At 64.7% G+C, this 24,963-nt stretch carries 21 protein-coding genes and 1 tRNA gene; 10 read left to right on the plus strand and 12 right to left on the minus strand.

The annotated features are described in order from the left end of the window. The first annotated feature begins 1 nt into the window (after position 1). From ACP92_RS13770 to ACP92_RS13795, 6 genes are all read left to right on the plus strand, one after another. Positions 2-1,288, plus strand: a complete 1,287-nt coding sequence (locus ACP92_RS13770; RefSeq protein ID WP_013234727.1) for a glycosyltransferase — start codon at positions 2-4, stop codon at positions 1,286-1,288. After that, positions 1,285-2,799, plus strand: coding sequence for a lipopolysaccharide biosynthesis protein (locus ACP92_RS13775; protein WP_041310865.1), 1,515 nt, complete (start codon positions 1,285-1,287; stop codon positions 2,797-2,799). Before ACP92_RS13770 ends, ACP92_RS13775 begins: the two co-directional genes overlap by 4 nt. 133 nt (positions 2,800-2,932) lie before the next feature. Beyond that, positions 2,933-5,707, plus strand: coding sequence for an XrtA/PEP-CTERM system TPR-repeat protein PrsT (prsT, locus tag ACP92_RS13780; RefSeq protein ID WP_013234729.1), 2,775 nt, complete (start codon positions 2,933-2,935; stop codon positions 5,705-5,707). Positions 5,708-5,715: 8 nt separating this feature from the next. Further along, on the plus strand, positions 5,716-5,967 hold the full coding sequence (locus ACP92_RS13785; protein ID WP_041310867.1) for an acyl carrier protein: 252 nt from the start codon (positions 5,716-5,718) through the stop codon (positions 5,965-5,967). After that, positions 5,964-6,809: a hydrolase 2, exosortase A system-associated gene (locus tag ACP92_RS13790; protein ID WP_013234730.1), complete on the plus strand. Its 846-nt coding sequence runs from the start codon at positions 5,964-5,966 to the stop codon at positions 6,807-6,809. Before ACP92_RS13785 ends, ACP92_RS13790 begins: the two co-directional genes overlap by 4 nt. Continuing rightward, the gene (locus ACP92_RS13795) at positions 6,799-7,656 is read left to right on the plus strand and encodes a hydrolase 1, exosortase A system-associated (RefSeq protein ID WP_041310869.1); all 858 of its coding nucleotides are present in this window, start codon (positions 6,799-6,801) and stop codon (positions 7,654-7,656) included. Before ACP92_RS13790 ends, ACP92_RS13795 begins: the two co-directional genes overlap by 11 nt. Before the next feature lie 98 nt (positions 7,657-7,754). On the opposite strand, the gene ACP92_RS13800 is transcribed toward ACP92_RS13795, so the two are convergent. Both ACP92_RS13800 and ACP92_RS13805 read right to left on the minus strand, forming a co-directional pair. Next, a complete protein-coding gene (locus tag ACP92_RS13800) occupies positions 7,755-8,438 on the minus strand; it encodes a choice-of-anchor E domain-containing protein (protein WP_013234732.1) in 684 nt (227 codons plus the stop codon). Between the two features lie 239 nt (positions 8,439-8,677). Beyond that, positions 8,678-9,379 carry a choice-of-anchor E domain-containing protein gene (locus tag ACP92_RS13805; protein WP_041310871.1) on the minus strand — a complete coding sequence of 234 codons (702 nt, stop codon included), beginning with the start codon at positions 9,377-9,379 and terminating at the stop codon, positions 8,678-8,680. Positions 9,380-9,488: 109 nt separating this feature from the next. Between ACP92_RS13805 and ACP92_RS13810 the strand changes: the two genes are divergently transcribed. After that, positions 9,489-11,663 (plus strand): RIFT barrel domain-containing protein, encoded by a 2,175-nt coding sequence (locus ACP92_RS13810; protein ID WP_013234734.1) that lies wholly within the window; start codon positions 9,489-9,491, stop codon positions 11,661-11,663. A 71-nt stretch (positions 11,664-11,734) separates the two neighbouring features. On the opposite strand, the gene ACP92_RS13815 is transcribed toward ACP92_RS13810, so the two are convergent. The 4 genes from ACP92_RS13815 to ACP92_RS13830 form a co-directional block, all read right to left on the minus strand. Further along, complete coding sequence (locus tag ACP92_RS13815) at positions 11,735-12,355, minus strand: XrtA/PEP-CTERM system exopolysaccharide export protein (RefSeq protein ID WP_013234735.1); 621 nt, start codon at positions 12,353-12,355, stop codon at positions 11,735-11,737. A gap of 300 nt (positions 12,356-12,655) precedes the next feature. After that, positions 12,656-12,732, minus strand: a tRNA-Arg gene (locus ACP92_RS13820). Between the two features lie 64 nt (positions 12,733-12,796). Beyond that, positions 12,797-13,816, minus strand: a complete 1,020-nt coding sequence (locus ACP92_RS13825; protein WP_013234736.1) for a hypothetical protein — start codon at positions 13,814-13,816, stop codon at positions 12,797-12,799. Continuing rightward, on the minus strand, positions 13,813-15,138 hold the full coding sequence (locus tag ACP92_RS13830; RefSeq protein WP_013234737.1) for a putative O-glycosylation ligase, exosortase A system-associated: 1,326 nt from the start codon (positions 15,136-15,138) through the stop codon (positions 13,813-13,815). Before ACP92_RS13830 ends, ACP92_RS13825 begins: the two co-directional genes overlap by 4 nt. 397 nt (positions 15,139-15,535) lie before the next feature. Between ACP92_RS13830 and ACP92_RS13840 the strand changes: the two genes are divergently transcribed. From ACP92_RS13840 to ACP92_RS13850, 3 genes are all read left to right on the plus strand, one after another. Further along, a complete protein-coding gene (locus ACP92_RS13840; protein WP_041310875.1) occupies positions 15,536-16,198 on the plus strand; it encodes a sensor histidine kinase in 663 nt (220 codons plus the stop codon). Between the two features lie 94 nt (positions 16,199-16,292). Then, the gene (locus tag ACP92_RS13845) at positions 16,293-16,946 is read left to right on the plus strand and encodes a response regulator (protein WP_013234739.1); all 654 of its coding nucleotides are present in this window, start codon (positions 16,293-16,295) and stop codon (positions 16,944-16,946) included. A gap of 279 nt (positions 16,947-17,225) precedes the next feature. Further along, positions 17,226-18,830 (plus strand): GGDEF domain-containing protein, encoded by a 1,605-nt coding sequence (locus tag ACP92_RS13850; protein ID WP_013234740.1) that lies wholly within the window; start codon positions 17,226-17,228, stop codon positions 18,828-18,830. Here the strand turns inward: ACP92_RS13850 and pnuC are convergent. The 6 genes from pnuC to ACP92_RS13880 form a co-directional block, all read right to left on the minus strand. Next, positions 18,827-19,438 (minus strand): nicotinamide riboside transporter PnuC, encoded by a 612-nt coding sequence (gene pnuC / locus ACP92_RS13855; protein ID WP_041310877.1) that lies wholly within the window; start codon positions 19,436-19,438, stop codon positions 18,827-18,829. The two genes, ACP92_RS13850 and pnuC, sit on opposite strands and share 4 nt — an antisense overlap. A 35-nt stretch (positions 19,439-19,473) precedes the next feature. After that, positions 19,474-19,866: a cell division protein FtsB gene (gene ftsB, locus ACP92_RS13860; protein WP_013234742.1), complete on the minus strand. Its 393-nt coding sequence runs from the start codon at positions 19,864-19,866 to the stop codon at positions 19,474-19,476. Between the two features lie 54 nt (positions 19,867-19,920). Next, positions 19,921-21,204: a phosphopyruvate hydratase gene (gene eno, locus ACP92_RS13865; RefSeq protein ID WP_013234743.1), complete on the minus strand. Its 1,284-nt coding sequence runs from the start codon at positions 21,202-21,204 to the stop codon at positions 19,921-19,923. A 141-nt stretch (positions 21,205-21,345) separates the two neighbouring features. Next, positions 21,346-22,200 carry a 3-deoxy-8-phosphooctulonate synthase gene (kdsA, locus tag ACP92_RS13870; RefSeq protein WP_013234744.1) on the minus strand — a complete coding sequence of 285 codons (855 nt, stop codon included), beginning with the start codon at positions 22,198-22,200 and terminating at the stop codon, positions 21,346-21,348. Beyond that, complete coding sequence (locus ACP92_RS13875; RefSeq protein WP_013234745.1) at positions 22,197-23,867, minus strand: CTP synthase; 1,671 nt, start codon at positions 23,865-23,867, stop codon at positions 22,197-22,199. Before ACP92_RS13875 ends, kdsA begins: the two co-directional genes overlap by 4 nt. A 194-nt stretch (positions 23,868-24,061) precedes the next feature. After that, positions 24,062-24,862 (minus strand): alpha/beta fold hydrolase, encoded by an 801-nt coding sequence (locus ACP92_RS13880; RefSeq protein WP_013234746.1) that lies wholly within the window; start codon positions 24,860-24,862, stop codon positions 24,062-24,064. Between the last annotated feature and the right edge of the window lie 101 nt (positions 24,863-24,963).

Here is a 24,963-nt window from a genome sequence, read left to right on the forward strand (position 1 = left end):
CATGCAACACCACTCCTCCCCCTCCCAAGAAGGCGCCACGCTGCCGCGCGCCTTGCTGATCGCCTTCCACTTTCCGCCGCAGTCGGAAAGCAGCGGCATCCAGCGCACCCTCAGTTTTTCGCGGCACCTGGCCCAGTTCGGCTGGACGCCCATGGTGCTCTCGGCCCACCCGATGGCCTATGAACGCAAGAACGCCTCGCAGTTGGCCAGCCTGCCGCCGGAACTGATCGTGCGCCGTCCGCTGGCGCTGGACGCCAAGCGTCACCTGGGCTGGAAGGGCCGCTACCTGCAGCTCACCGCCTTGCCGGACCGCTGGATCAGCTGGTGGCTGTTCGCCCTGCCCTGCGCCCTGGCGATGGTGCGCAAGCACAAGCCGGCGGTGATCTGGTCCACCTTCCCGATCTCCACGGCGCACCTGATCGGCCTGTGCCTGCACCGCCTGACCGGCCTGCCCTGGGTGGCCGACTTCCGCGACCCCATGCTGCAATCGGACTTTCCCAGCAACCGCTGGCAGCGCAAGCTGTTCGGCTGGATCGAGCGGCTCGCGATCAGGCATTGCACCCACGCCACCTTCACCACGCAAGGGGCGCTGGAGTCCTACCGGGCGCGCTTTCCCCAAGCCCTGCACCACAAGTTCGTGGTGATCGAAAACGGCTATGACGAACAGACCTTCGCCCAGGAGCCGCACGCCTGCGCGCTGCCGGGCCAGCCTGGGCAGACGCGCCCGCTGACGCTGGTCCATAGCGGTGTGCTCTATACCGAGGGACGCGACCCCAGCGCCTTCTTCCAGGCCCTGGCCATGCTGCGCGCGCGCGGGCTGGTCGATGCCCAGCGCTTGCGGGTGATCCTGCGCGCCCCTGGCGACCTGGACTATTTCACCCAGCTGGCGCAGCGCTGCGGCGTGATCGATCTGGTCCACATCGCGCCGCCCGTGCCGTATCGCCAGGCCTTGCATGAAATGCTGGAAGCCGATGGCCTGCTGGTGTTCCAGGGCCGGCCCTTCAACCGCCAGGCGCCGGCCAAGATCTACGAATACTTCCGCGCCCGCAAACCCGTGCTGGGGCTGCTGGACCTGGAAGGAGAAACCGCCGGCATGCTGCGTAGCGCCGGATTTCCCGACCTGGTCGAGATGACCGATCCCGAGGCCATCGCGCCGGTGCTCACGCGCTTCCTGCGAGCCATCGCCGATGGCACGGCGCACGTGGCCAGCGAAGCACTGGTGGCGGCCAGTTCGCGCACCCACCGCACGCGCCAGCTGGCCGAGCTGTTCACCCAGAGCCTGCCGTGAGCCAGACCATGCACAACGATCTGCGCAGCAAGACCGTCAAGGCCATCAGCCATGTCGGCCTGGGCAATGCCGTGGGCAAGCTGGTCTCGCTCAGCACCACGCTGGTGCTGGCGCGGCTGCTGAGCCCGGCAGAATACGGCCTCATGGAAATCGCCATGATGCTCATTGCCTTCATCGGCTTTTTCAACGAGATCGGCCTGACCACGGCCATCGTGCAGCGGCCCCAGCTGAGCCAGGAACAGGTCAACGGCTGCTTCCTCATCGCCATGGGATGCAGCGTGGTGCTGTTCCTGCTGACGCTGCTGGCGGCCGGCCCCCTGGCCGGTTTCTTCCGCCAGCCGCAGCTGCAGCCGATGATTTCCACGCTGGCGGTCGGTTTCATCATGGGGGCCGCAGGCAGCGTGCCGGAAGCCTTCCTGCGCAAGCAGATGCAGTTCAAGGCCATGGCCGGCATCACCATCCTGGGCATCGTGCTGCAAAGCGCGGTGAGCCTGGGACTGGCGCTGGCGGGCATGGGCGTGTGGTCGCTGGTGTGGGGGTCGCTGGTGGCCACGGCCACCTACAGCGGCGGCTACTTCCTGCTCTCGCCCTGGCGTCCGCGCGGTCGCTATGGCGTGCGCGAAGCGGTGGAACTGGTGCTCTTCGGCCTGCACGTCATCACCAGCCGGGTGTTCTGGTACCTCTACAGCAATGCCGACCGCGCCATCGTCGGACGCGTGCTGGGCGCGGCCTCGCTGGGCATCTATGGGATGGCGTTTTCACTGGCCACGCTGCCCAGCAGCCAGATCACTTCGCTGGTCATCAATGTGGCCGCACCGCTCTTTGCCAAGCTGCAGCATGAGCCGGCGCGGCTCAATGCGGTGCTGGTCAACATGACGCGCGGCATTGCCTACGTGGTCTATCCGGCCCTCATGGGCATGCTGGCCTGTTCGCACGAACTGATCCTGGTGGTGCTGGGACCGCAATGGGAGCAATGCCAGGTGCCGTTCTCGGCGCTCTGCCTGATGGGGCTGGTGAAGTCGGTCGATCCGCTGCTCTCCCAGGTGCTCACCGCCATCGGCCAGGTCAAGCGGCTGGTGGCCTACACGGCGCTGTGCGCGGTGACGATGTCGCTGGCCTTTGCTGTGGGCGCCTGGGCCGATGGGCTGCGCGGGGTGTCGGCGGCCTGGGTGCTGGTCTATCCGCTGCTGTCGGTGAAGCTGCTGCATGACGTGGCGCGGCTGACCGGACTGTCGATGCGGGGCTATTACCGCGCCCTGCTGCCTATCCTGGCCGGCGCCCTGGCCATGCTGGCGGTGTTGCTGGGCGTGCGCGCCGGGCTGTATGCGCTGGCCTTGCCGGTGCCGCTGATCCTGGTGCTGGAGATCCTCAGCGGAGCGCTGGCCTACCTGGCCTGGATCGTCTATGTGGACCGCCACGCCGTGGGCGAGATCGGCCAGATCCTGGTCGACCTGGGCGTGCCGGCGGCGCGGCTGCAACGCTGGCCTTTCGTACGGAAAGGTCAGCCATGAGGCAGTTTGCTGACCGTCAGATTTACCTGCGCACTGCGCGAAAAACTTGCCAGATAGGCTATAGTGGCATCCACGATAGTTATCGAAATTACAACAATCACCGGATCGAGGGATCAGAAAAATGGGATGGACGATGCTAGAGTCAAAACGCATGGGGCGCCTCTGCGCTGTGGTGTTCGCCGTGGCCCTGGTGTGTGCGGGGGTGACGGCCTGCGGACGTTTCAAGTCGGCCGATTCGCTGGTGGACGAAGCGCGGCAGTACCAGCAGAAAGGCGATAGCGCCGCCGCCGAGATCCAGCTCAAGAACGCCTTGCAAAAGGATGGCGAGAACGCCCAGGCGCGCCTGATGCTGGGCCAGATCTACCTGGCCAATGGCAACGCCGCCTCGGCCGAGAAGGAATTGCGACGCGCCTTGTCGCTGGGGATCAAGCCCGAGCAGGTGGTGCCAGCGCTGACCCAGTCCTTGCTGCTGCAGGGCCAGTTCGCCAAGGCGCTGGAACAGACTGCCGCCCTGCCGGCCCAGGGCGAGATCGCGGCGCTGCGCGGCAACGCCTACCTGGGGCTGGGCAAGTCCGCCGAGGCCAAGGCGGCGTTCGAGACGGCGCTGCAGAGCGATGCCAAGCTGCCCACCGCCTTGATCGGGCTGGCCCGCAGCGCCCTGCTGGAGCGCAAGCTGGACACGGCGACCCGCTACGCCGACGAGGCCATCGCCAAGAATCCCGACAACAACGAGGTGCTCATGTTCAAGGCCCACCTGTTGAGCAGCCAGGGCGCCACGGACGAGGCCGCCGCCGTGCTGGGCCAGGTGATCAAGCGTAAGCCGGACCAGGTCGATGCCCTGCTGGCGCGGGCGGACCTGGAGATCCGCCAGCGCCAGTTCGCGCAAGCCGAGGCCGATATCCAGGCCGCGCAGAAGGCCAAACCCAAGAACCTGCTGGCGACCTACATGCAGTCCCTCTTGGCCTTCAGCCAGGGCAAGCATGCCGACGCCCTGACCGAGATCCAGAAGGTGCAGGCTGGTGCGCCCGACTACATGCCAGCGGCGCTCCTGGCCGGCGCGATCCAGTACGCGCTGGGCTCGATGCCGCAGGCCGAGCTGAGCCTGGGCAAGTACCTGGACAAGGTCCCCGATGACAACTACGCCCGCAAGCTGCTGGCGTCGGCGCAACTGAAGAATGGCCAGAAGGCCAAGGCCGCCGCCACGCTGGAACCAGCCCTCAAGAGCGGCCAGCAGGATGCCGAACTGCTGGCCCTGGCCGGCGAGATCGCCATCGAGAACAAGGATTTCGCCAAGGCCGCCGACTACTATGAAAAGGCCAGCGCGCTGGCGCCGCAAAGCGCGCGTTATCACATGGGCCTGGGCCTGAGCAACCTGGGACGCGGCCAGACCGACAGCGCCGCCGCCCAGTTCCAGACTGCCGCCAGCCTGGATACCAAGTCGTCCCAGGCGGGCGTGCTGCTGGTGATGACGCACATGCGCCAGAAGGAATACGACAAGGCGCTGGCCGCCGCCAACGCAGCCGAAAAGGAACAGCCCGCCAACCCCATCGTGCAGAACCTCAAGGGCGGCGTCTATCTGGCCCAGAACGACTACGCCAATGCCCGCAAGGCCTTCGAGAAGGCGCTGGCGATCGATCCCAGCTTCTTTGCCGCCACCGCCAACCTGGCCCAGCTCGATCTGAAGGACAACCAGCCCGAGCTGGCGCGCAAGCGCTTTGAGGCAGTGCTGGCCACGGACAAGAAGAGCATCCCCGCCATGACCGCGCTGGCGACCCTGGCCGAGCGCAACGGGCATCCGCAGGAAGCGACCCAGTGGCTGGAACGGGCGGTCAATGAAAATCCGGAATCGGTGCAGGCCAGCGCGCAGCTGATCGCCCGCTACCTGCTGACCGACCAGAAGGAAAAGGGCCTGACCATGGCCCGCAAGCTGCAGGCCAGCAATCCCGGCGATGCGGTGGCGCTGGAAATGCTGGGCCAGGCCCAGTTCGCCAGTGGCGATACCCAGGGTGCGCTGGCCAGCTACCAGCGCCTGGCCACGCTGCAGCCGGATTCGGCGCCGACGCAGTTGCGCCTGGCCTCGCTCTACCAGAGCGCCAAGGATGTACAGGGCGCCGCCGACGCGGCCCGCAAGGCGCTGGAGATCCAGCCCGACTACACCGATGCCGAGATCTTCCGCGCCACCCTCTTCAGCCAGAACGGCGAGCCGGCCAAGGCCCTGGCTATCGCCCAGCAGATGCAGAAGCGCCCCGCCCAGGCACTGGTGGGCTACGAGCTGGAAGGCAATCTGCAAGCCTTCCAGAACAAGCCTGAACTGGCCGCAGCGGCCTTCGGACAGGCCTTCGCGCGCGACAAGGAAAACGTGCGCCTGCTCATGAAGCTGCACGGCGCGCTACTGCTGGCGGGCAAGGACGCGGCCGCCGATACGCTGGCCGCGCAGTGGTTCAAGAGCCATCCCAAGGATTTCGCCCTGCATCTCTACCTGGGTGAAACGGCGCTCTCGCGCAAGCAGAACAAGCAGGCCATCGAGCAATACCAGCTGGCGCTGCGCCAGCAACCGGACAATGCCGGAGCGCTCAACAACCTGGCCTGGGCCTATCAGCAGGAAGGCGATGCACGCGCCTTGCCGACGGCCGAAAAAGCCTATGCGGCGGCAAGTGACAGCGCCCCGGTGATCGATACCCTGGGCTGGATGCTGGTCGAGAAAGGCCATACCGAACGCGGCCTGCCACTGCTGAAGAAGGCCGTGGCGGCCGCCCCTGAGGCCATGGATATCCGCCTGCACCTGGCCCAGGCGCTGGTGAAGGCCGGCGACAAGAGCGGCGCCCGCAGCGAGCTGGAAAAGATCCTGGCCAGCCCCAAGGGCAGCGCCCAGAACGAGCAGGCGCGCGCTCTGCTGGCCCAGCTGTGAGCACGTCCATGGATATTCTTGCCGAGATCAGGACACTGCTGGGCGAATCCCTGGGACTGCAGCAGCGCTGCACCCAGTGGCAACGCGAGACGCCGCTGTTAGGCAGCGTGGCCGAGCTGGATTCGGCGGCAGTGATCCATATCGTGGCCTCGCTGGAGGAGCGCTTTGGCGTCTACCTGGACGACGACGACATCCAGGCCACCCATTTCGAGACCGTCGGTGCGCTCGCCGCGTTAGTCGAAGGCAAGCTGGCGCAATGAAACCGCTCGCCGCCGCGCCCTTGCCGTTCTACCTGAGCGCCGCGCACGGCGAGCGGCTGTGCCTGTACCACGCCCCCGCCGCCCATCGGCCTTGTCTTGGCGGGCTGGTCTATGTCGCCCCCTTTGCCGAGGAAATGAACCGCAGCCGTCGCATGGCCGCCCTGCAAGCCCAGGCGCTGGCGCAGCAGGGCGTGGGGGTCTTGCTGATCGACCTCTATGGTTGCGGCGACAGCGCTGGTGAACTGGCCGAGGCCAGCTGGGCGGTGTGGCGCGACGATATCGGCCTGGCCATCGACTGGCTGCAACAGCGCGTGCATGCGCCGGTCGGACTGTGGGGGCTGCGTCTGGGCGCCCTGCTGGCGCTGGAGGTGGCGCGCCTGCGCGCAGCCGACCTGGCGCTGCTGCTGTTGTGGAATCCGCTGGCCGATGCGCAGGCCTACATGACGCAGTTCCTGCGCCTGCAACTGGCCGCGGGCCTGGGCAGTGCATGCGGACAGCCGGCCAACAGCGTGGCCGCCCTGCGTGCGCAATTGCAGCAAGGCCAATTGCTGGAAGTGGGGGGCTATGAACTCAATGGCGCACTGGTGGCCAGCATCGATGGCCTGCAGGCTACTGCGCTGCCGCCGCCGGGACTGCCGCTGCACTGGCTGGAGCTGGTGCGCGACGCGGCGCTGCCGCTGGCCCCGGGCAGCGCCCGGCTGGCGCAGGCCTGGTCGCTCACGCCCCAGACAGTGACGGGGCCGGCCTTCTGGTCTACCCCGGAGGTGACTACCTGCCCCGCCCTGATCGAGGCCAGTTGCGCCTGGGTGCGAACCACGCTGGAGCATGCCCATGGCCTATGAAGAACGCGTCTGTCCGCTCCAGTGCCAGGGGCAGCAGCTGATGGGCATCCTGACCTTGCCCGAGACCGCACTCTCGCAGGCCACCGTGCGGCGGCCCGGCATTCTCATGCTGGTGGGCGGCGCACAGTATCGCGCCGGCAGCCATCGTCAATTCACCCTGCTGGCGCGCCATTTCGCGGCCGCCGGTTTTACGGTGCTGCGCATGGATTTCCGTGGGATGGGCGACAGCCAGGGCGAAGCGGCCGGCTTCGAAGGCGTAGCGGCGGACATCGACTGCGCTCTGGACGGCTTGCTCCAGGCCCAGCCCGGACTGGACGGCGTGGTGCTGTGGGGCTTGTGTGACGGCGCCTCGGCGGCGCTCTTGCATGCCAGCGCCGATGCGCGGGTGCGCGCCATGGTGCTGGTCAACCCCTGGGCGCGTACGGAGGCCGGCCAGGCCCAGGCCTATCTGAAGCATTATTACCGCGCGCGCCTGACCAGTCCTGACCTGTGGAACAAGATCCTGCGCGGGCAATTCAATGCGGTGGCAGCGCTGCGCTCTTTGCTCGGCCAGTGGCGCCGGGCCGCCAGCCCCCCTGCGGCCACCCCGGAGCTGCTGCCGATACGGCTGCAACAGGCTTATGAGCGCTTTCGCGGTCCGGTGCTGCTGATCCTGTCGGGCGCGGACCTGACCGCGCGCGAGTTTGCCGACCTGGCCACGCCGGGCAGCCGCTGGGAAGCGCTCTTGCTGGCCTCTCGCACCACCCGCATCGACCTGCCCGAGGCCAACCACACCTTTTCCACCCGCCTCTGGCGGGAACAGCTCGCGCAAGCTTGCCTGCGCTGGCTGACACGGCTGGAACGCTGACACCGCAGGCGCCAGCAAAAACGCCGTGCGCTGGTCAGGCGCACGGCGTCACGGCGATGAACTAGATGGATTAGGTGGACTAAGTGGCAAGCCAGGCTTCAGCCCTGGCGACGACGCCAGCTCATCACGCCCAGCAGCAGCAGGCCCAGGCCGAACAGGGCCAGGATGGCAGGCTCGGGCACCTGGTAGATGTAGCGCAGGTAGACCACGCCGCTGGCCGTGCCGTCGTAGCCGGTCAGCACGTTGCGGGCCAGCGAGCCGCTCTGCACGCCCAGTCCATCCACGCTGATGGTCACCTGATGGTTGGCGCCGATATAGCTGGCCAGCGAGGCCGGGGTGCCATTGAGCTGCACCGGAGCCACCTGATGATTGCTCAGCGAAGCCGTCGCGATGGTGCTCAGGCCGCTCGGGACCTTGCCGCGGAACGGCGTGGTGCTCAACTGGTTGACGCTTTGCAGGCCCAGGGGACCGGACACGGTAATGATGGAGGTAGCGAAGATCTGGCTGGGATTGCCGATGTTGCTGGCCTTGGAGCCCAGATTGAAGACCCGGTCATACAGGGTCTCGGACAAGCTGAATTTCATGACCACGCCGATCAGGCTGCCCAGCCCCAAGTTGAAGCCGTGGAAGCTCAAGGTGGTGTCGTCATCGATGGAGGCCAGATTGAAGGCCGCGCTCTGCCAGTTGGTATTGAGGATCGCACCGGCCTGGGCGGGTGCATGCAAGGACATAGCGACGCAAGCCAGAATGGCGGCGACGATGGAGAAAATCTGCTTTTTCATACCCACTCCTCTGATTGTGCCGGGATGACAGAAAGTTGTTGTCAATCCCACCATAGCAAGGACCGGGCCAGAAAAAAATGATAGAAAAAACAAGTACTTAGCAAGCAGCCCCAAGGCAGGTGTAAAGAAAACCGGCACCCACTCCCGCCCCCTCCCCAAAAGCGACAAGGGCGCTACCGGTTCGGCAGCGCCCTTGTCCAGGAGCCGTGCGCCCCTTGCGGGCGCTGGCGGCCTGATCCTCAGGAAGACTTGCGGCGACGCAGTTGGGTCAGCGCCAGCAGGCCCAAGGCGAACAGGGCCATGGAGGCGGGTTCCGGCACCTGGTAGATGTATTGCAGGTAGACCATGCCGTTGGCGCTGGCCGAGTAGCCATTCATCACGTTGGGCGGCAGGGAGCCGGACTGGCTGCCTTCGCCATCGACATTGATGGTCACGCTGTTCTGGCCTCCGATATAGGCGGCCAGCGAGGCGGGGGTGCCGTTCACGGTCACCGGGCCGGACTGGATGCCGGTCACGGTGTTGCTGATGCTCTTGCTGCCGAAGCTGCCCAGCGAGGGCGCAGCCGGGACCACGCCAGCGAATTGCGGGGTGGTGGTCAACTGGTTCACGGTGGAAAGGCCCAGGGGACCGGTGGCGGTAATGGTCGAGGTCGCAAAGACCGGGCGCGGATTGCCCACGGTGACCGCGTGGGTGTTGAAGTTGTAGATGGTGTCGGTGAGGGTTTCATCCATGATGAACTTGACCGTCACGCCGATCAGCTTGCCCAGGGAGGCATTGAAGCCATTGAACTGGACGGTGGCGCTGGCATCGATGGTGGGCAGGTCGAACGCGGCTTGCTGCCAAGCCGATGTCACCGTGGTCAGGGTCGCGTGGGCCGGAGCGGCGGCCATGAAGCTGGCTGCGGCAGCAAAAGAAACCAGCAGGGAAGAAAACTTTTTCATGATAGATTTAATAATAAAAAAAGTGTTGGGCGCCACAACACTAAGCAATCGGCATGCCAACAATTAAATATCATTAAAATCAATGGCTTATGAAATTTTCAAGGGGAAAATGATGGGTCTGTGTCAAGAATTCCGGCAGCTGCGCGGCTCCCTGTTGCTACTGGCCTGGATGACCTTGCCCGGCCTGCCCCCGGCACAGGCCGCCAGCGCTGATACGATCCCCAGCTTGCCCTCGGTACGCATCGAAAATACCGCCCGGACCGAGCAAAAGGAGGTCGCCCTCACCTTCGGCCAGGTCTTCAAGCCTGGCGACTTCAAGCGTGACAGCACCGTCAGGCTCAAGCTTGCGGACGGCCAGGACCTGCCCCTGCAACTGGACATCAAGGCTAGGCATGCCGATGGCTCGGTGCGTCACGCCATCCTGTCGACGGTGTTGCCGGTGCTGGGCGAAGGCCAGCCGCTGGAACTGAAGATGGAGGCTGCGCCGGGCCAGCCGGCGCAGTCCGCAGAGCCAGGAGCGGAAAAGGCAAGGGGCAAGGCATCCAGCCTGGCCGCAGAACGCCTCAAGGCCTTGCTCGCTGAGCCCTTCGACGCCAGCGTGGCCATCACCATCGATGGCCGCAGCTACCGCGCCAGCCCGCGCCCGGGCTTGCAGCAGGGGGCTTACCGGCTATGGCTGGACGGTGCGGTGGTGACCGAATGGCTGGTCAATGCGCCGCTGCTGGACGCCCAGAACCGGCCGCATCCGCACCTGCAGGTGCGCTACGCCATCCGCGACTATGGTCGCAAGGGCGGCGTACGGATCGACGTGACGGTGGAAAACGACTGGGCCTTCGAGGCCGCGCCGGGCAACTTCAGCTACGACGTCCACATCGACCTGGATGGCCACAGCGTCTACGACAAGAGCGGCCTGACCCACTATCACCACACGCGCTGGCGCAAGGTGTTCTGGCGCGGGACCGCGCCGCAGGTCAACGTGCGCAGCGACACCGCCTACCTCATCGCCAGCCGCGCCCTGCCCAACTATGACCGCAGCAGCATGGTGGCCGAAAAGGCCCTGCGCGACCTGGCCAGCGCCTGGACCGGTCCCAAGACCGAACCCATGGGCGCCGGCGTGGCCAACCCGGCCATGCCCACCACCGGGGGCCGCCCCGATATCGGCCTGCTGCCGGGCTGGAACGTGCTCTGGCTGCTCAGCATGGACCGCCGTGCGCGCGAGGCCAGCCTGGGCACCGGCGACCTGGCAGGCAGTTGGTCGATCCACTACCGCGACCGCAGCAGCGACCGTCCGGTGAGCCTGGCGCGCTTCCCCGCCCTGACCCTGCTGGGCCAGCCCGGCGATGCGCGCAATCCACGCACCGGCAAGAGCGAAGCCTTCCCGCCCTGCCAGGGCTGCAGCAATCCCAACATCGCCGATTCAGCCCACATGCCGGCCATGAACTACCTGCCCTACCTGCTCACGGGCGACTACTACCAGCTCGAGGAATTGCAGTTCTGGGCCACCTGGGCGGTGTTCAAGAGCAATCCCGCCTATCGCGGCTACGCCCAGGGGCTGGTGCATCGCAGCCAGGTGCGCGACCAGGCCTGGACCCTGCGCAGCCTGGGCCAGGCGGCCTACATCACGCCCGACGACGATGCGCTCAAGAAGGAGCTGCAAGACATCGTCAAGAACAACCTGGACTGGTACACCGCGCAATACGTCAACAACAGCCAGGCCAATCGCCTGGGCATCATCGTCGATAACGCCATCGTCTACCAAGGCAACACCGGGATTGCGCCTTGGATGGATGATTTCTTCACATCCTCAATCGGTTACCTGAATGATCTTGGATACCAGGAAGCCCTGCCGCTGCTGCGCTACAAGGCGGCCTTCCCAGTGGCGCGGATGACGCACCCGGGCTACTGCTGGATCTTCGGCGCGGCCTACAGCATCCCGGTGCGGCCCGACCAGAACGCGCCGCTCTACACCGACCTGGGTCAGGCCTACCAGGCCATGCTGGCGGCCAACTACCGCGACAACGCACCGGCGCTGGCGCAGACGGCCTGCGCCAGCGACGCCATGGCGCAGCTGCTGAAATTACGGGGAGGAGAAATGACGGGCTATTCCAGCCAGCCGGCCGGATTTCCCTCCAACCTGCAGCCGGCCCTGGCCTACAGCGTCGACAGCGACGCGCCTGGAGCCAGACAGGCCTGGGAGAGGTTCATGCGGCGCTCGGTGAAGCCGGACTATGGCCTGGGACCGCAGTTTTCGGTGATGCCGCGCACCGCTGGCAAGAGCAACTGAGCAGCCAGCGGGCGGGCCAAGGAAGAAGCACAGCGGGACCAGGTCAGGCGATGCGACCTGATCCGCGCCGATCAGAAGATGCTTTCGGGGATGACCAGGATGTCGCCCGGGCGCATGGCCAGGTTGGCGGAGATGTCGCCATCCTTCATCAGATCGTCCAGGCGCACGGCGATCTTGGTCTGCTTGCCGTCGACCAGGCGGATCACGCTGGCGCGGTTGCCAGCGGCGAACTCGGTGGTGCCGCCCACGGCAATGACCACGTCCAGCAGCGACATTTCCTTGCGATAGGGCAGCGCCTGTGGCTTGGCGGCCTGGCCGATGACGCGGATCTGGTCGCTGTAGATGCCCGAGAAGCCAGTCACCACCACGGTGACCACCGGATCGGTGATATAGGCCGACAAGGCCTTGGCGATCTCGGCGCCGACTTCCTTGGGAGTCTTGCCGCTGGCCTCGATGTCATTGGCCAGGGGCGTGGAGAACTTGCCATCCGGACGCACCGGCACCACCAGCGAGACCTCGGGATTGCGCCAGACGATGACGTTGAGGTTGTCGCCCGGTCCGATGCGGTACTCGCTGTTTACCGGCGCCGCCGGGACGCTGGCGGTATCGGCCACGGGACGGCTGGCACAGCCTGCCAGCAACAGGGTGGAGGCGAGGATGTAGCTTGCATAGCGCACGAGTTGAGGCCGCATGGACTTTCCTTTTTGTTGTCGTCAATGAAGTGAGATTTCCCCCGAACCAAACGCGCAATACGCGGTCGCGCCGGCTGATTGAGTGGCAGGATAAGCAAGTGTTTATATTTCGTCAACAAGGATGAGAAAAATGTCGCGCGCAGACGATAGCCGACCTTGTTGAAAGTTGCCGCAAGATAACAGGAAGTTAGGAACAAACGACGGATGCAGCCGCATCGTGATGCGCAGCAGCGGAAAAGGCGGGGGAAAGGCGGAGGGACAAAGAAAAAAGGGCCCATCTTGCGATGGACCCTTTATATCTGGTGCGGCTGGCAGGAATCGAACCCACGACCCCTTGGTTCGTAGCCAAGTACTCTATCCAGCTGAGCTACAGCCGCGAAAGAATGAAATTATAAGGGATTTTTTGTTCATTGCAAACGTTTTTTATAAAAAAATGAGAATTCACTTCCTGCCGAGCAAGGTCTCTGCATCGCCAGGAAAAACGAAACGACGCACCCAGCCCATGCGCATGAGCCCGTGGGCCAGGCCCATGCTGATGATCATCGTGGCCAGCATGGACAGCACGAACTTGCCGCCCTGCCCCACCTGCGGCAAGCCCTTCTCGCAGAGCCGGTACACCACCAGGGCGACAAAGGGATGGATCAGGTAGACCGGCAAGGTATGCTGTCCGCCCCAGGCCAGCAGCGCAGGCAGGCGCAGGCGCGCCGCCTGGAACAGCATGAGCGCCCCGCAGACCGACTCGAGGTCGTTGAGCAACAGCGCCGGCAGGCTGCGATAGTCGCTCACCAGCGCAAACCCCAGCTCCTGGCTCAGCCCCGCCGCCATCTGCGCAGCCTTCACCGCCACGAACACCAGCCCGGTCAGCAAGACCCCCGCCAGCGGGCCCAGCCGCGCGCTGCAATGGGTGTTGAGCCACACCAGCAGATAACACAAGGGCAAGGCATAGACCGCCGGCAGCAGGCCCAGCGGCAGATAGTCGCGGATGAGCGGTGCGATCGGACCGATGACCAGGTGCGCCGCCAACAGCACCAGCAGGCAGATGCGGCGCAGCGCCGGGCCGCGCGCATCGATGAAGGCGCGCAGCAGCAGCAGGGAGAGCAAGGACGGCAGGAACCACAGCAAGGCCATCTGGGTGGCGTTCTTGAGGGCGTCGTTGTTGCCGCTGTAGAGCGCCAGCAGCAAGCGCCCTGCTGCCGCCATCGACACCCCGGCCTGCGTGACCATGGTCAGCGCAGCCATGGCGCAGACGATCAGCAGGAAGGGATAGTAGTAGCGGCAGACGATCTTGCCGACATAGTCCCAGTCCAGCGCCGGCGCAGGCCGCAGCAGCGGCAGCGCCAGGAAGCCCAGGACATGGAAGGCGAACCCGGTCAGGAACAGGGGGAACAGCTGGTGGGCATATTCATTGTGGTCGAACATGACCAGCAGGATCAGCACGGCCTTGATGACGTTCTGGTTCATGCGAGCGCTCCGGGCTTGCCCTGGCCAGGCAGATAGGCCGGCAGGATGCGTTTTTCCAGGACCACGATCAGCGCGCACAGCGTGTAGGTCATGTCGAAATAGGCAAAGCTGAGCGCGGCCGCGCCCACGCAGTAGGCGAACAGCGAGAGCTGCAGCGCCGTGGCCAGGCTGGCGATCCATTCCGGCGCGCCCACCTCGGTGGCGGTGCGGGCCACGCGGGCCGCCTTGCGGAAGGCGGTGACCAGGATGCACAGGAACAGCAGCAGCCCCGGGAAGCCATGCTCGCCCAGCACCTGGAAATAGATGCTGTGGGCCGCGTGCGCGCCGCGCGTGTCGGGGACCGCATCGCCGGTCGGGAAGAAGGACAGCATATGGAAATCCAGCGACAGCAGTGTCCACACCGGCCAATATTCCAGCGACTTGAAACCGCCACCCAGCAGCGGATGCTGCAAGGCCAGGATGGTGGAAAGCTTCCAGGCCACGACCCGGCCCATGAACGAACTGTCACCACCGACCCGTTCGATGGTGTCCATGCGATGGAACCACTCGGAGGGAATCAGCCCCACCACCAGGCTGCCGGCGATGAGCACCGAGACCAGCAGCAGGATCTTGCGCCGGCTCTTGAGGAAGAGATAGCCGCCCACCACGGTCAGGGCGATGAAGCCGCCGCGCGACTGCGTGCCGATGATGGACACCACCAGCAGCAGCAGGCTGCCCAGCAGCCCCAGGCGCAGCAGCCGCGAGCGCTTGCCGTATTCGGCCAGCAGGTAGAAGGTCAGCGGCAGCATCATGGCGAAGGCGATGGAGAGCTCGTTGCGGTCGCCCAGGGTGTGGGTGGCGAAGCCTTCGATCTTGTGGCCGCCGCCGCTGGCGATGAACTTGAGGCCTTCCAGGCCGGCGTAGAAGCCCACCGACAGCACCAGGCACCAGAGCACGAATTCGATGTGCTCCTTCTTCGTCAGCACCAGGGTGATGAGCACGAACAGCACCACCGTCTTGAGGAAATCGTTCCAGAAGCCCCACACCCGATCCGGCATGGCCAGGGCAAACACCGAGGTCACCGTGGTCCAGGCGAAGAACAGCAGCACGAAGGCGCCGGTATTGCCGACCTCGAAACGGTTCTTGTTGCGCGAACAGAGGTAGGAAAGGATGGCCGAGGCCGAGATGAGCAGGTTGTAGCGGATCCCCGCAGCCATGCCGTAGACCCAGGCATTGGGATAGAACATGGCCGTCCAGATCCAGAGGCCCAGGCCGATGAAGGGGCGTTTCAGGGTGGCGTAGAGCAGGAAAGGCAGTACGCAGAGCAGGATGATGTCGCGCATGGCGGGTCTTGGGCTCCGGTTGCGGCTACTGCTCGCCCGGATCGCGCCGGTCGTTCTTGAGCGCCCACCGGCACAGGTAGACGACCGCCAACAGGTCCATTGCCCACAGGATACTTTCCACGCCTTGCCCCTCCCCAAGCGCTCGTGCTCGTTCATCCGGCCCGCCGCTCGCCTGAACAGGCAAACTCCCCCGGACCGCCCCCACTGCGAGCGAAATTATACTTTAGACAACACTTGTCGCCTATCCTGTCGTGCTTGTTGTTGTGCTTGTTGTGTGTTTCCTGTTGTGCTTGCTGCAGCCCCAAGCACCCTCGCCCGCTCACTTGGCAGGTACAGGCGGATGACCTGCAGACGGGGGGCCGCTATGATGAAGCTTTATTCGCTTCCCGCTGCATTCATGTCACATCCTCTTCCTCCTCCTGCCACTGCCATCCATATCCGCGAACAGGAACGCGAACGGATCGCCCGCGACCTGCACGACGATCTGGGCGGCGTTCTGGCGGGCGTCGGCATGGCGCTGGGCCGCTTGCAGGAGCAACTGGCTGCGCAAGGCCTGGCCGCCCCGCTGGCCGAGGCCGACGAGGCCAGGCAGTTGCTGCAGCAAGCCATGGCCAGCATGCACAGCATCATCGATGAGCTGCACCCGCCGATCGTGGAGTTCGGGCTGGTCGATGCCTTGCAGTGGCAGTGCCGGCAGATCCAGCGCGAATACCGCCTGCACTGCCAGCTGGACTGCCCGCCCACGCTGGAGCAGGAAGATCGCTTCCTGATCCTGGGCCTGCTGCGCATCCTGCGCGAAGCGGCCAGCAATGCCGCGCGCCATGGCCGCGCCAGCGCGTTGCGGGTGGACCTGCGGATGCGCCAAGCCAGGCTGGAAATGCAGATCGCCGATGATGGCTGCGGCATCGCACCGCTCCACGCCAAGGAAGTCGCCCCGCGCCACGGACATGGCTTGCGCAACATGCGGGAACGGGCGCAGGCGCTGGGCGGAGAGCTCTTCATCGAGGCCGGCCAGGACGGCGGGGTCGTGATCAGAACGCTCATCCCTGTTGCGCGCTGAGTGAACGCTATAGAATACGGCCTGCTTCTGCCTGTGGGCAGCCACGACCAAACGCTTTGAATAATCCGCCCCCTCCGCACCGCATGCACCGCCCATGAGCAAGAAAGTCACCGCCGCCATCAAGGTCCTGATCGCCGACGACCATGCCATCGTCCGCGAAGGCCTGCGCCAGATCTGCGCGGGCAGCAAGGACATCATGGTCGCAGGCAACGCCGCCAACGGCCTGGAAGCCATCAAGCTGGCGCGTGAAGGCAATGGCGACGTGCTGCTGCTGGACATCGTCCTGCCGGACCGCAATGGCATCGACATCCTCAAGCAGATCCGCAAGGAACAGCCAGAGCTGCCGGTGCTGATCCTGTCCATCCATCGCGAGGACCAGTACGCCATCCGCGCCCTCAAGGCCGGAGCGGCGGGCTTCCTCAACAAGCAGGCGGCCCCGGCCGAACTGCTGGCGGCGATCCGCCAGGCGGCCTCGGGGCGCAAGTACGTGAGCCCCTCGCTGGCCCAGGAGCTGGCCAACCAGATCGGCTTCGACCACGAGACGCCGCTGCATGAGACCCTCTCTGATCGCGAATACCAGACCATGGTCATGATCGCCTCCGGCAAGACGGTCAGCGACATCGCCGCCGAGCTGACGCTGTCGGTCAAGACCATCAGCATGTACCGCTCGCGGGTGCTGTCGAAGATGAAGATGCGCCACAACGCCGAGCTGACCCATTACGCGCTCAAGAACGCCCTGGTGGAATAAACGTAAAAGAAGGAAAAAGTCACCAATCCACACCGCCGCCCAGGCCGCCTGATGCGGGACGATGCGGGCCGATGCGGGCATTTTCTCCCGCTATTAAAGGGATGCAGCCGAGGCCGGCTGACGTAGAATGCATCGTCGCTTTCCTCCGTTTGCAGCACGCCGGGAGAGCAGTAGGCAGCCGGCGGGCTCAAGCCTGGCCGCTACGCTGCCGATACTGATAGCACCATCCCTGTGGCACCAAGACAACTACACCAACAACACTGAACACTGTCAGTCGGCATGTCCAAGAAACCGTCCACGCTCACGCCCGTCGAGATTGCCCGTGAAGCCTTCCAGCGACTCGGGGCGCGGCGCATCGCGCCTACCCCGGATGCCTATCGCATCGCCTATGAAGAAATCCAGGGGGACGGACCCGGCGCCAGCGCCGAGAGCGTACTGGCGGCTTTCGCCACCAAGCTCTCGCGCCAGCCCGGCGAGAACGGCCTGCTGGGTACGCGCCTGGTGCGCGCCAGGGAGAACAATGACTGGGCCGAATTCGAACGCCAGCTGATCGAGTTCGCGGAAGAAAACTGGCAGAACCGCCCTCTTGGGCCCCAGGTGCAGCATGGCGAGCTGGTGCCCATCGACCTGGAACGGGAGTTCATCCGCGACAGCAAGAAGGAAAAGATGCTGCGCGAAATGCTGGCGAGGGTGCTGGTGTTCAACCTGCCGTCGCTGCTCTCGACCGCACCGGAACTGGCCAACGAATCGCGCAACAGCGGCCAGGAGCTCAAGACCGCCTTCTCGGAACAGGCGATGAACGAGATCATCGCCCGGCTCAAGCAGTTGAGCTTCCAGATCGAACTCAAGACCGACGACATGGCCCAGCAGCAGGACTTGCTGATGCGCCTGTTCCAGTTGCTGCTGGAAAACATCAATGGCCTGCTTGAGCAGGGTTCCTGGCTGTCCAGCCAGATCGAAACGGTGCAAAGCCTCATCGCCGGCCCGCTGAGCACGACCTCGCTGGCCGACGCCACCAAGAACCTCAAGGAAGTGATCTACAAGCAGGGCTTGCTGAAGAACACCCTGTCCGAGGAAAAAGTGGTGGTCAAGAACATGATGCTGACCTTCGTGGACCGGCTCTCGGCGATGGTCTCCACCACCGACAACTACCAGCGCACCATCCGCGGGTTCTCGCAGCAGATCAGCCAGGCGGGCAACATCGCCGACCTCAACAGCGTGTTGAGCGAGATCATGACCGAGACCCAGAAGGCGCAGGAAGAAGCCACCCGCTCGCGCGACGCCATGGAAGATGCGCGCCAGGAAGTGGAAAAAGCCGAGGAACGCATCCAGACCCTGGAGCAGCAGCTGCTGCAGATGGGCGAACTGGTGCGCGAAGACCAGCTCACCGGCAGCCTGAACCGGCGCGGCATGGATGAGTCGCTGGACCGCGAGATCACCAACGCCCTGCGTCGCGACACGCCCCTGTGCGTGGCGCTGCTGGACCTGGACGACTTCAAGCGCATCAACGACACCCATGGCCATGCTACCGGCGATGAAGTGCTGGTGCACATGGTGCAGGTCATTCGCGAGACGCTGCGCAAGCTGGATGTGATCGCCCGTTTCGGCGGCGAGGAATTCCTGGTGCTGATGCCCGAGACGGCGCCGCAGGATGCGGTGCAGATCATCACTCGCGTGCAGCGCGAACTGACCAAGCGCATCTTCATGCATGAGAGCCAGCGCCTGCTGATCACCTTCAGCGCCGGCGTGGCCGTGTATCACCCGGGAGAAAGCCAGGCCGACCTGTTGAAGCGCGCCGACGTGGCGCTGTACAAGGCCAAGAACGCCGGCAAGAACCGCATCGTCTTCGCCGACCCGCCCGCACCGGAGCAGGTAGGCAACTAAGCCGGCCTGCCCGCCTGGGCAGCGGCGCGGCGCCAGCTGCGCCAGCCGGCCGCGGCCATCAGCACGAAGAGCGCGTAGAGCATGGCGGTCAGGCTCAGGTGCTTGTAGACATACAGGCCCACGTAGAGCACGTCCACCGCGATCCAGACCAGCCAGTTCTCGATCTTCTTGCGCGAGAGCAGGAACTGCCCCACCAGGCTGCCCGCCGTGAGGAAGCCGTCCATATGCGGCACATCGGTGTCGGTGTAGCGTTGCAGGAACCACGACAGCACCCACCACCCCGCCAGCCAGGCCGCCAGCATCAGCCCCCAGCCACCGCGCTGCAAGCGCGAGACCGCCAGCGGCTGGTGCGCCACGCCACCGCGCAGCCATTGATACCAGCCCCAGACCGACACCGCCACGAAGACGAATTGCAGCCCGGCGTCGCCATAGAGGCGGGCATCGGCGAAGACGGCCGCATAGAGCACGGACGAGAGGATGGAAAACAGCCAGGCCCAGTGGTTCTGGCGGATATTGAGCCAGACCGTGATCACGGCCAGAGCGAAGGAGACCAGCTCCAGCGGCGTGGTGCTCAGGCCCAGCAAGCTCAGGGGTGTATCAGGACTCATGCAAGCGCGTGTGGAGGCGTCGAGGACCGGCGCACTCAGCGCGCAGCCGTACGGGCGGGCGAGCCCGGCGCACTGGCAGGGACCGATACGCTATTGGGTTGCCCGGAACCGGGCATGTAGGGATTGGGATTGACGGCGCCGGCAGGCTTGCCGGAACTGCCATCGAGCAGCTGGACGAAGATCTCGTTCTGCTTGATCATGCCCAGCTCGAAACGCGCGCGCTCTTCCACGGCCCCCTTGGACTGCTTGAGGTCATCCACTTCAGAGGCCAGCTTGGCGTTGCGTTCCTTGAGTTCGTCGTTCTTCTTGTGCGCCAGTTGCACCTGGCGATCGAGCTCCCAGACCTTGAACCAGCCGCCCTTGCCCAGCCAGAGCGGATACTGGATCAGCACCAGCAGGAAAGACAGGCAGAGGATGATCAGGCGCATAGCCGGGAGCTTTCGATGCGGCGCCTGCCTTCAGGGGCGGGCGCCGCAAGCTTCTTACTTCAGGTTGTAGAACGCAGCGCGGCCGGGATAGCTGGCGATGTCGCCCAGATCTTCCTCGATACGCAGCAGCTGGTTGTACTTGGCCATGCGGTCCGAACGCGACATCGAGCCGGTCTTGATCTGCAGGGCGTTCATGCCAACGGCGATATCGGCGATGGTCGAGTCTTCGGTCTCGCCCGAACGGTGCGAGATCACGGCGGTGTAGCCGGCGCGCTTGGCCATTTCGATGGCGGCGAAGGTCTCGGTCAGGGTGCCGATCTGGTTGATCTTGATCAGGATCGAGTTGGCGATGCCCTTGTCGATGCCTTCCTTCAGGATCTTGGTGTTGGTGACGAACAGGTCGTCGCCCACCAGCTGGACCTTCTTGCCCAGGGTTTCGGTCAACAGCTTCCAGCCAGCCCAGTCGTTCTCGGCCATGCCGTCTTCGATGCTGATGATGGGGTACTTGTCGCACCAGGAAGCCAGCAAACCGGTCTTCTGGGCCGGGGTCAGCACCATGTTTTCACCGGCCAGGTGGTAGTTGCCGTCCTTGTAGTACTCGGACGCGGCGCAGTCCAGGCCCAGGGCGATCTGGGTGCCCGGTTCGTAGCCAGCCTTCTCGATGGCTTCGATGATCAGCTTGATGGCTTCTTCGTGGCTGGAGACGTTGGGGGCGAAGCCGCCTTCGTCGCCGACCGAGGTGGCCAGGCCGCGATCATGCAGGATCTTCTTCAGGGTGTGGAACACCTCGGCGCCATAGCGCAGGGCTTCACGGAAGCTCGGTGCGCCCACCGGGATGATCATGAATTCCTGGATGTCCAGGTTGTTGTCGGCGTGCGCGCCGCCGTTGATGACGTTCATCATCGGCACCGGCATCTGCATGGAACCGCTGCCGCCGAAATAGCGATACAGGGGCAGGCCCGATTCTTCGGCAGCGGCCTTGGCCACGGCCATCGAGACGGCCAGCATGGCGTTGGCGCCCAGGCGGCTCTTGTTCTCGGTGCCGTCCAGGTCGATCAGGGTGCGGTCCAGGAAGGCTTGCTCATTGGCGTCCAGGCCCATGATGGCTTCCGAGATCTCGGTATTGATGTTTTCGCAGGCTTGCAGCACGCCCTTGCCGAAATAGCGGCTCTTGTCGCCGTCACGCAGTTCGATCGCTTCGCGCGAACCGGTGGATGCGCCCGAAGGCACGGCAGCGCGGCCCAGCACGCCGGATTCCAGCAGCACGTCGCATTCCACGGTGGGATTGCCACGGGAGTCGATCACTTCGCGGCCGATAATATCAACGATTGCACTCATTCCACATCTCCATCGAGGTTTTAAAAATTGTTGGCGGGTGCAGGCCCGGTGAACGGGACAGCGGCGAGTTCTTCACTTCAAGCCTCACCGCGTGCGCCGATGATGAAACGGCCGCCGGGCGGCAGCCGTTTCATGCTCAGGTCAGGAAAAATGGTTTTCCAGGAAGCCCGCCTTCTTCACGATGCGATCCAGGTCGATCATCGTGCCCAGCAAATCCTTCATGCGCGCCAGCGGCACGGCATTGGGACCGTCCGACTTGGCTTCGGCAGGGTTCGGGTGGGTTTCCATGAACACGCCCGAAATGCCCACGGCAATGGCCGCACGCGCCAGCACCGGCACGAATTCGCGCTGACCGCCCGAGGACGTGCCCTGCCCGCCCGGCAGCTGCACCGAGTGGGTGGCGTCGAAGACCACCGGAGCACCGGTCTCGCGCATGATGGCCAGGCTGCGCATGTCCGACACCAGGTTGTTGTAGCCGAACGAGACGCCGCGTTCGCAGGCCATGAACTGGTCGGTCGGCAGGCCCGCTTCCTTGGCGGCGGCACGGGCCTTGTCGATGACGTTGACCATGTCGTGCGGCGCCAGGAACTGGCCCTTCTTGATGTTGACCGGCTTGCCCGACTGCGCACAGGCGCGGATGAAGTCGGTCTGACGGCACAGGAAGGCCGGGGTCTGCAACACGTCCACCACGGCCGCCACGGGCTTGATCTCGTCGATCTCGTGGATGTCGGTGAGGACCGGCACGCCGATTTCCTTCTTCACCTTGGCCAGGATCTCCAGACCCTTTTCCATGCCCAGGCCGCGGAAGGAGCTGCCCGAGGAGCGGTTGGCCTTGTCGAAGGAGGACTTGTAGATGAACGGGATGCCCAGTTCAGCCGTGATCTCCTTCAGGGTGCCGGCGGTGTCCAGCGCCATCTGCTCGGACTCGATCACACAGGTGCCGGCGATGAGGAAGAACGGGTGGTCCAGACCGACATCAAATCCGCACAGTTTCATGCTTTGCCCTTTGCAGCGGCATCCTGCTGCGCCTGGGCGTGATGCGCCAGGGCTGCACGGATGTAGGAAATGAACAGCGGGTGGCCGTCACGCGGCGTGGACTTGAACTCGGGGTGGTACTGCACGCCGATATAGAACGGGTGAGCGTTCTCGCCGGTGCGCGGCAGTTCCATGATCTCGCACAGGTCTTCGGTCGGGGTGCGGGCCGAGACCACCATGCCAGCCTCTTCCACGCGGCTCAGGTAGAAGTTGTTGGCTTCATAACGATGACGGTGACGTTCGGTGACGCTGTCGCCGTAGATCTCGGCGGCGAGGGTGCCCGGCTTGACCGCGCAGGTCTGCGCGCCCAGGCGCATGGTGCCGCCCAGGTCCGAGTTGGCGTCGCGGCGCTCGACCTTGCCGTCATGGTTTTGCCATTCGTCGATCAGGGCCACCACCGGTTGCTCGGTGTCGGGATCGAACTCGGTCGAATTGGCCTTGGACAGGCCGGCCTTGTTGCGCGCATATTCCAGCAGCGCCACTTGCATGCCCAGGCAGATGCCCAGGTAGGGAACCTTGTTCTCACGGGCATAGCGGGCGGCGGCAATCTTGCCTTCCACGCCGCGCTTGCCGAAGCCGCCAGGCACCAGGATGGCGTCGTACTTGTCCAGGCTGTCGGTGCCGTTGGCTTCGATCTCTTCCGAATCCAGGTACTCGATATTGACGCGGCTGCCGGTATGGATACCGGCGTGGCGCAGCGCTTCGGTCAGCGACTTGTAGGACTCGGTCAGGTCGACATACTTGCCGACCATGCCGATGGTGACTTCGTGCGAGGGATTGTTCTGCGCATCGATCAGCTTATCCCAAATGGACAGGTCGGCCGGCTTGGGCGAGAGGCCCAGCTTTTCGCAGATGATGGTGTCCAGGCCCTGGTCGTGCAGCATCTGCGGGATCTTGTAGATGCTGTCGGCGTCCCACACCGAGATGACGGCGTCAGCCGCGACGTTGGAGAACAGCGAGATCTTGTCGCGTTCGTCGTCGGGGATGCGGCGGTCGGCGCGGCACAGCAGCGCGTCGGGCAAGATGCCGATCTCGCGCAGCTTTTGCACGCTGTGCTGGGTGGGCTTGGTCTTGAGTTCGCCGGCCGAGGCCAGGAAGGGAACCAGGGTCAGGTGCACGAAGGCGGTGGCGTTGCGGCCCGAACGCAGGCTCAGCTGACGCGCCGCTTCCAGGAAGGGCAGCGACTCGATGTCGCCGACGGTGCCGCCGATTTCCACCAGCGCGACCTCGAAGCCTTCGGCGCCGCGATGGATGAATTCCTGGATCTCGTTGGTGATGTGCGGGATCACCTGGACGGTCTTGCCCAGGTATTCGCCACGGCGTTCCTTGCGGATCACCGATTCATACACCTGGCCGGTGGTGAAGTTGTTCACCTTCTTCATCTTGGCCGAGATGAAGCGCTCGTAGTGACCCAGGTCGAGGTCGGTCTCGGCGCCGTCGTCGGTGACGAACACTTCACCGTGCTGCAACGGGCTCATCGTGCCGGGGTCGACGTTGATGTAGGGGTCGAGCTTGAGGAGGGTGACTTTGAGGCCGCGCGATTCGAGGATCGCAGCCAGGGACGCGGCGGCAATCCCTTTACCGAGGGAAGACACGACGCCGCCAGTGACAAATACAAACTTGGTCATTACAGATGAGTGCCGGACGGCACATGCGGGAAATTCAAATTATACCCCAAAATGCGCTCGTTTTTTAAGCCACCCTGCGATAAGTGTCTCGGCCTGGTGAAACTTGCAGCAGGAAAACATGCACGCAGGGGCCGAAGGACTTGACCAGGCATCAACGGATTGGTTCTGCGTCGCCCTGCCCTGGCGCTGGCTTTTTATCGTCCCAGCAGCTCGCCTATCATGGCGTGCGTGGCTTCGGCGGCCGCCACCGGCGCTTCCATGGGGAACAGGTGACCGCCGGGGATCTGGCGGAAATGCCGGCCGACCAGCCGCCGGGTCGCCTCCAGCCCGGCCATCCGGCACTCGACCGAATCGATGCCGCCGACAAAGCCGATGGGCAAGGGATAGGGCTGGCGCACCAGTGGCCCCAGGTGATGCGGGATGGTGCGGTAGACGGCGGTCTCGGTCTCGCGGGAAAAGCGCAGGCGCACGCCGCCGCCAGCCTGCGGCACCAGTCCGTGCTGCACGTAGTCGCGCAGCACCTGCTGCGGCCAGGCGGCAAAGACGGACTTGGCGGCGTAGTGCTGGTAGGCCGCCTCCATGTCGGGCCAGTGATCGCGCCGGCGCGCCGAGGCATTGGCCGGCGAATAGCGGCTGTCATACCGGAACACCTTGGTCAACCGCAGCACCTGGGCGCGCCAGCCAGCCACGATGGGAGAATCCAGCAACACCACGCAGCGCACCAGCGCCGGGCGCTTGCGGGCCGCCATCAGGGACAGGATACCGCCCATGGAATGGCCGACCAGGATGACCGGCTCGTGATAGCTGCGCTCCAGCTCTTCGCGCAGTTCCCGCGCCAGGGTGCGCCAGCCGTCATCGACCGGAAAGCGCGGATCGTGGGCGTGGATGGGCAAGGCGCGCACATCATAGTGGGCGCGCAATTGTTCGAAGAACATGCCATAGGTGCCAGCCGGGTAGCTGTTGGCATGGGCGAAATGAAGAATCGGGAGAGACATGGCGAAGCGGGCCGCGAAGCAACATTGCAATGGCGGCAGCATAGCAAAACGGCCGGCGCCGCGAGCGTGCTATTTTCCCGCATCGCGAAATGCGCGGCCGC

This window comes from Herbaspirillum seropedicae (assembly GCF_001040945.1).
Classification (GTDB): Bacteria; Pseudomonadota; Gammaproteobacteria; order Burkholderiales; family Burkholderiaceae_D; genus Herbaspirillum; species Herbaspirillum seropedicae.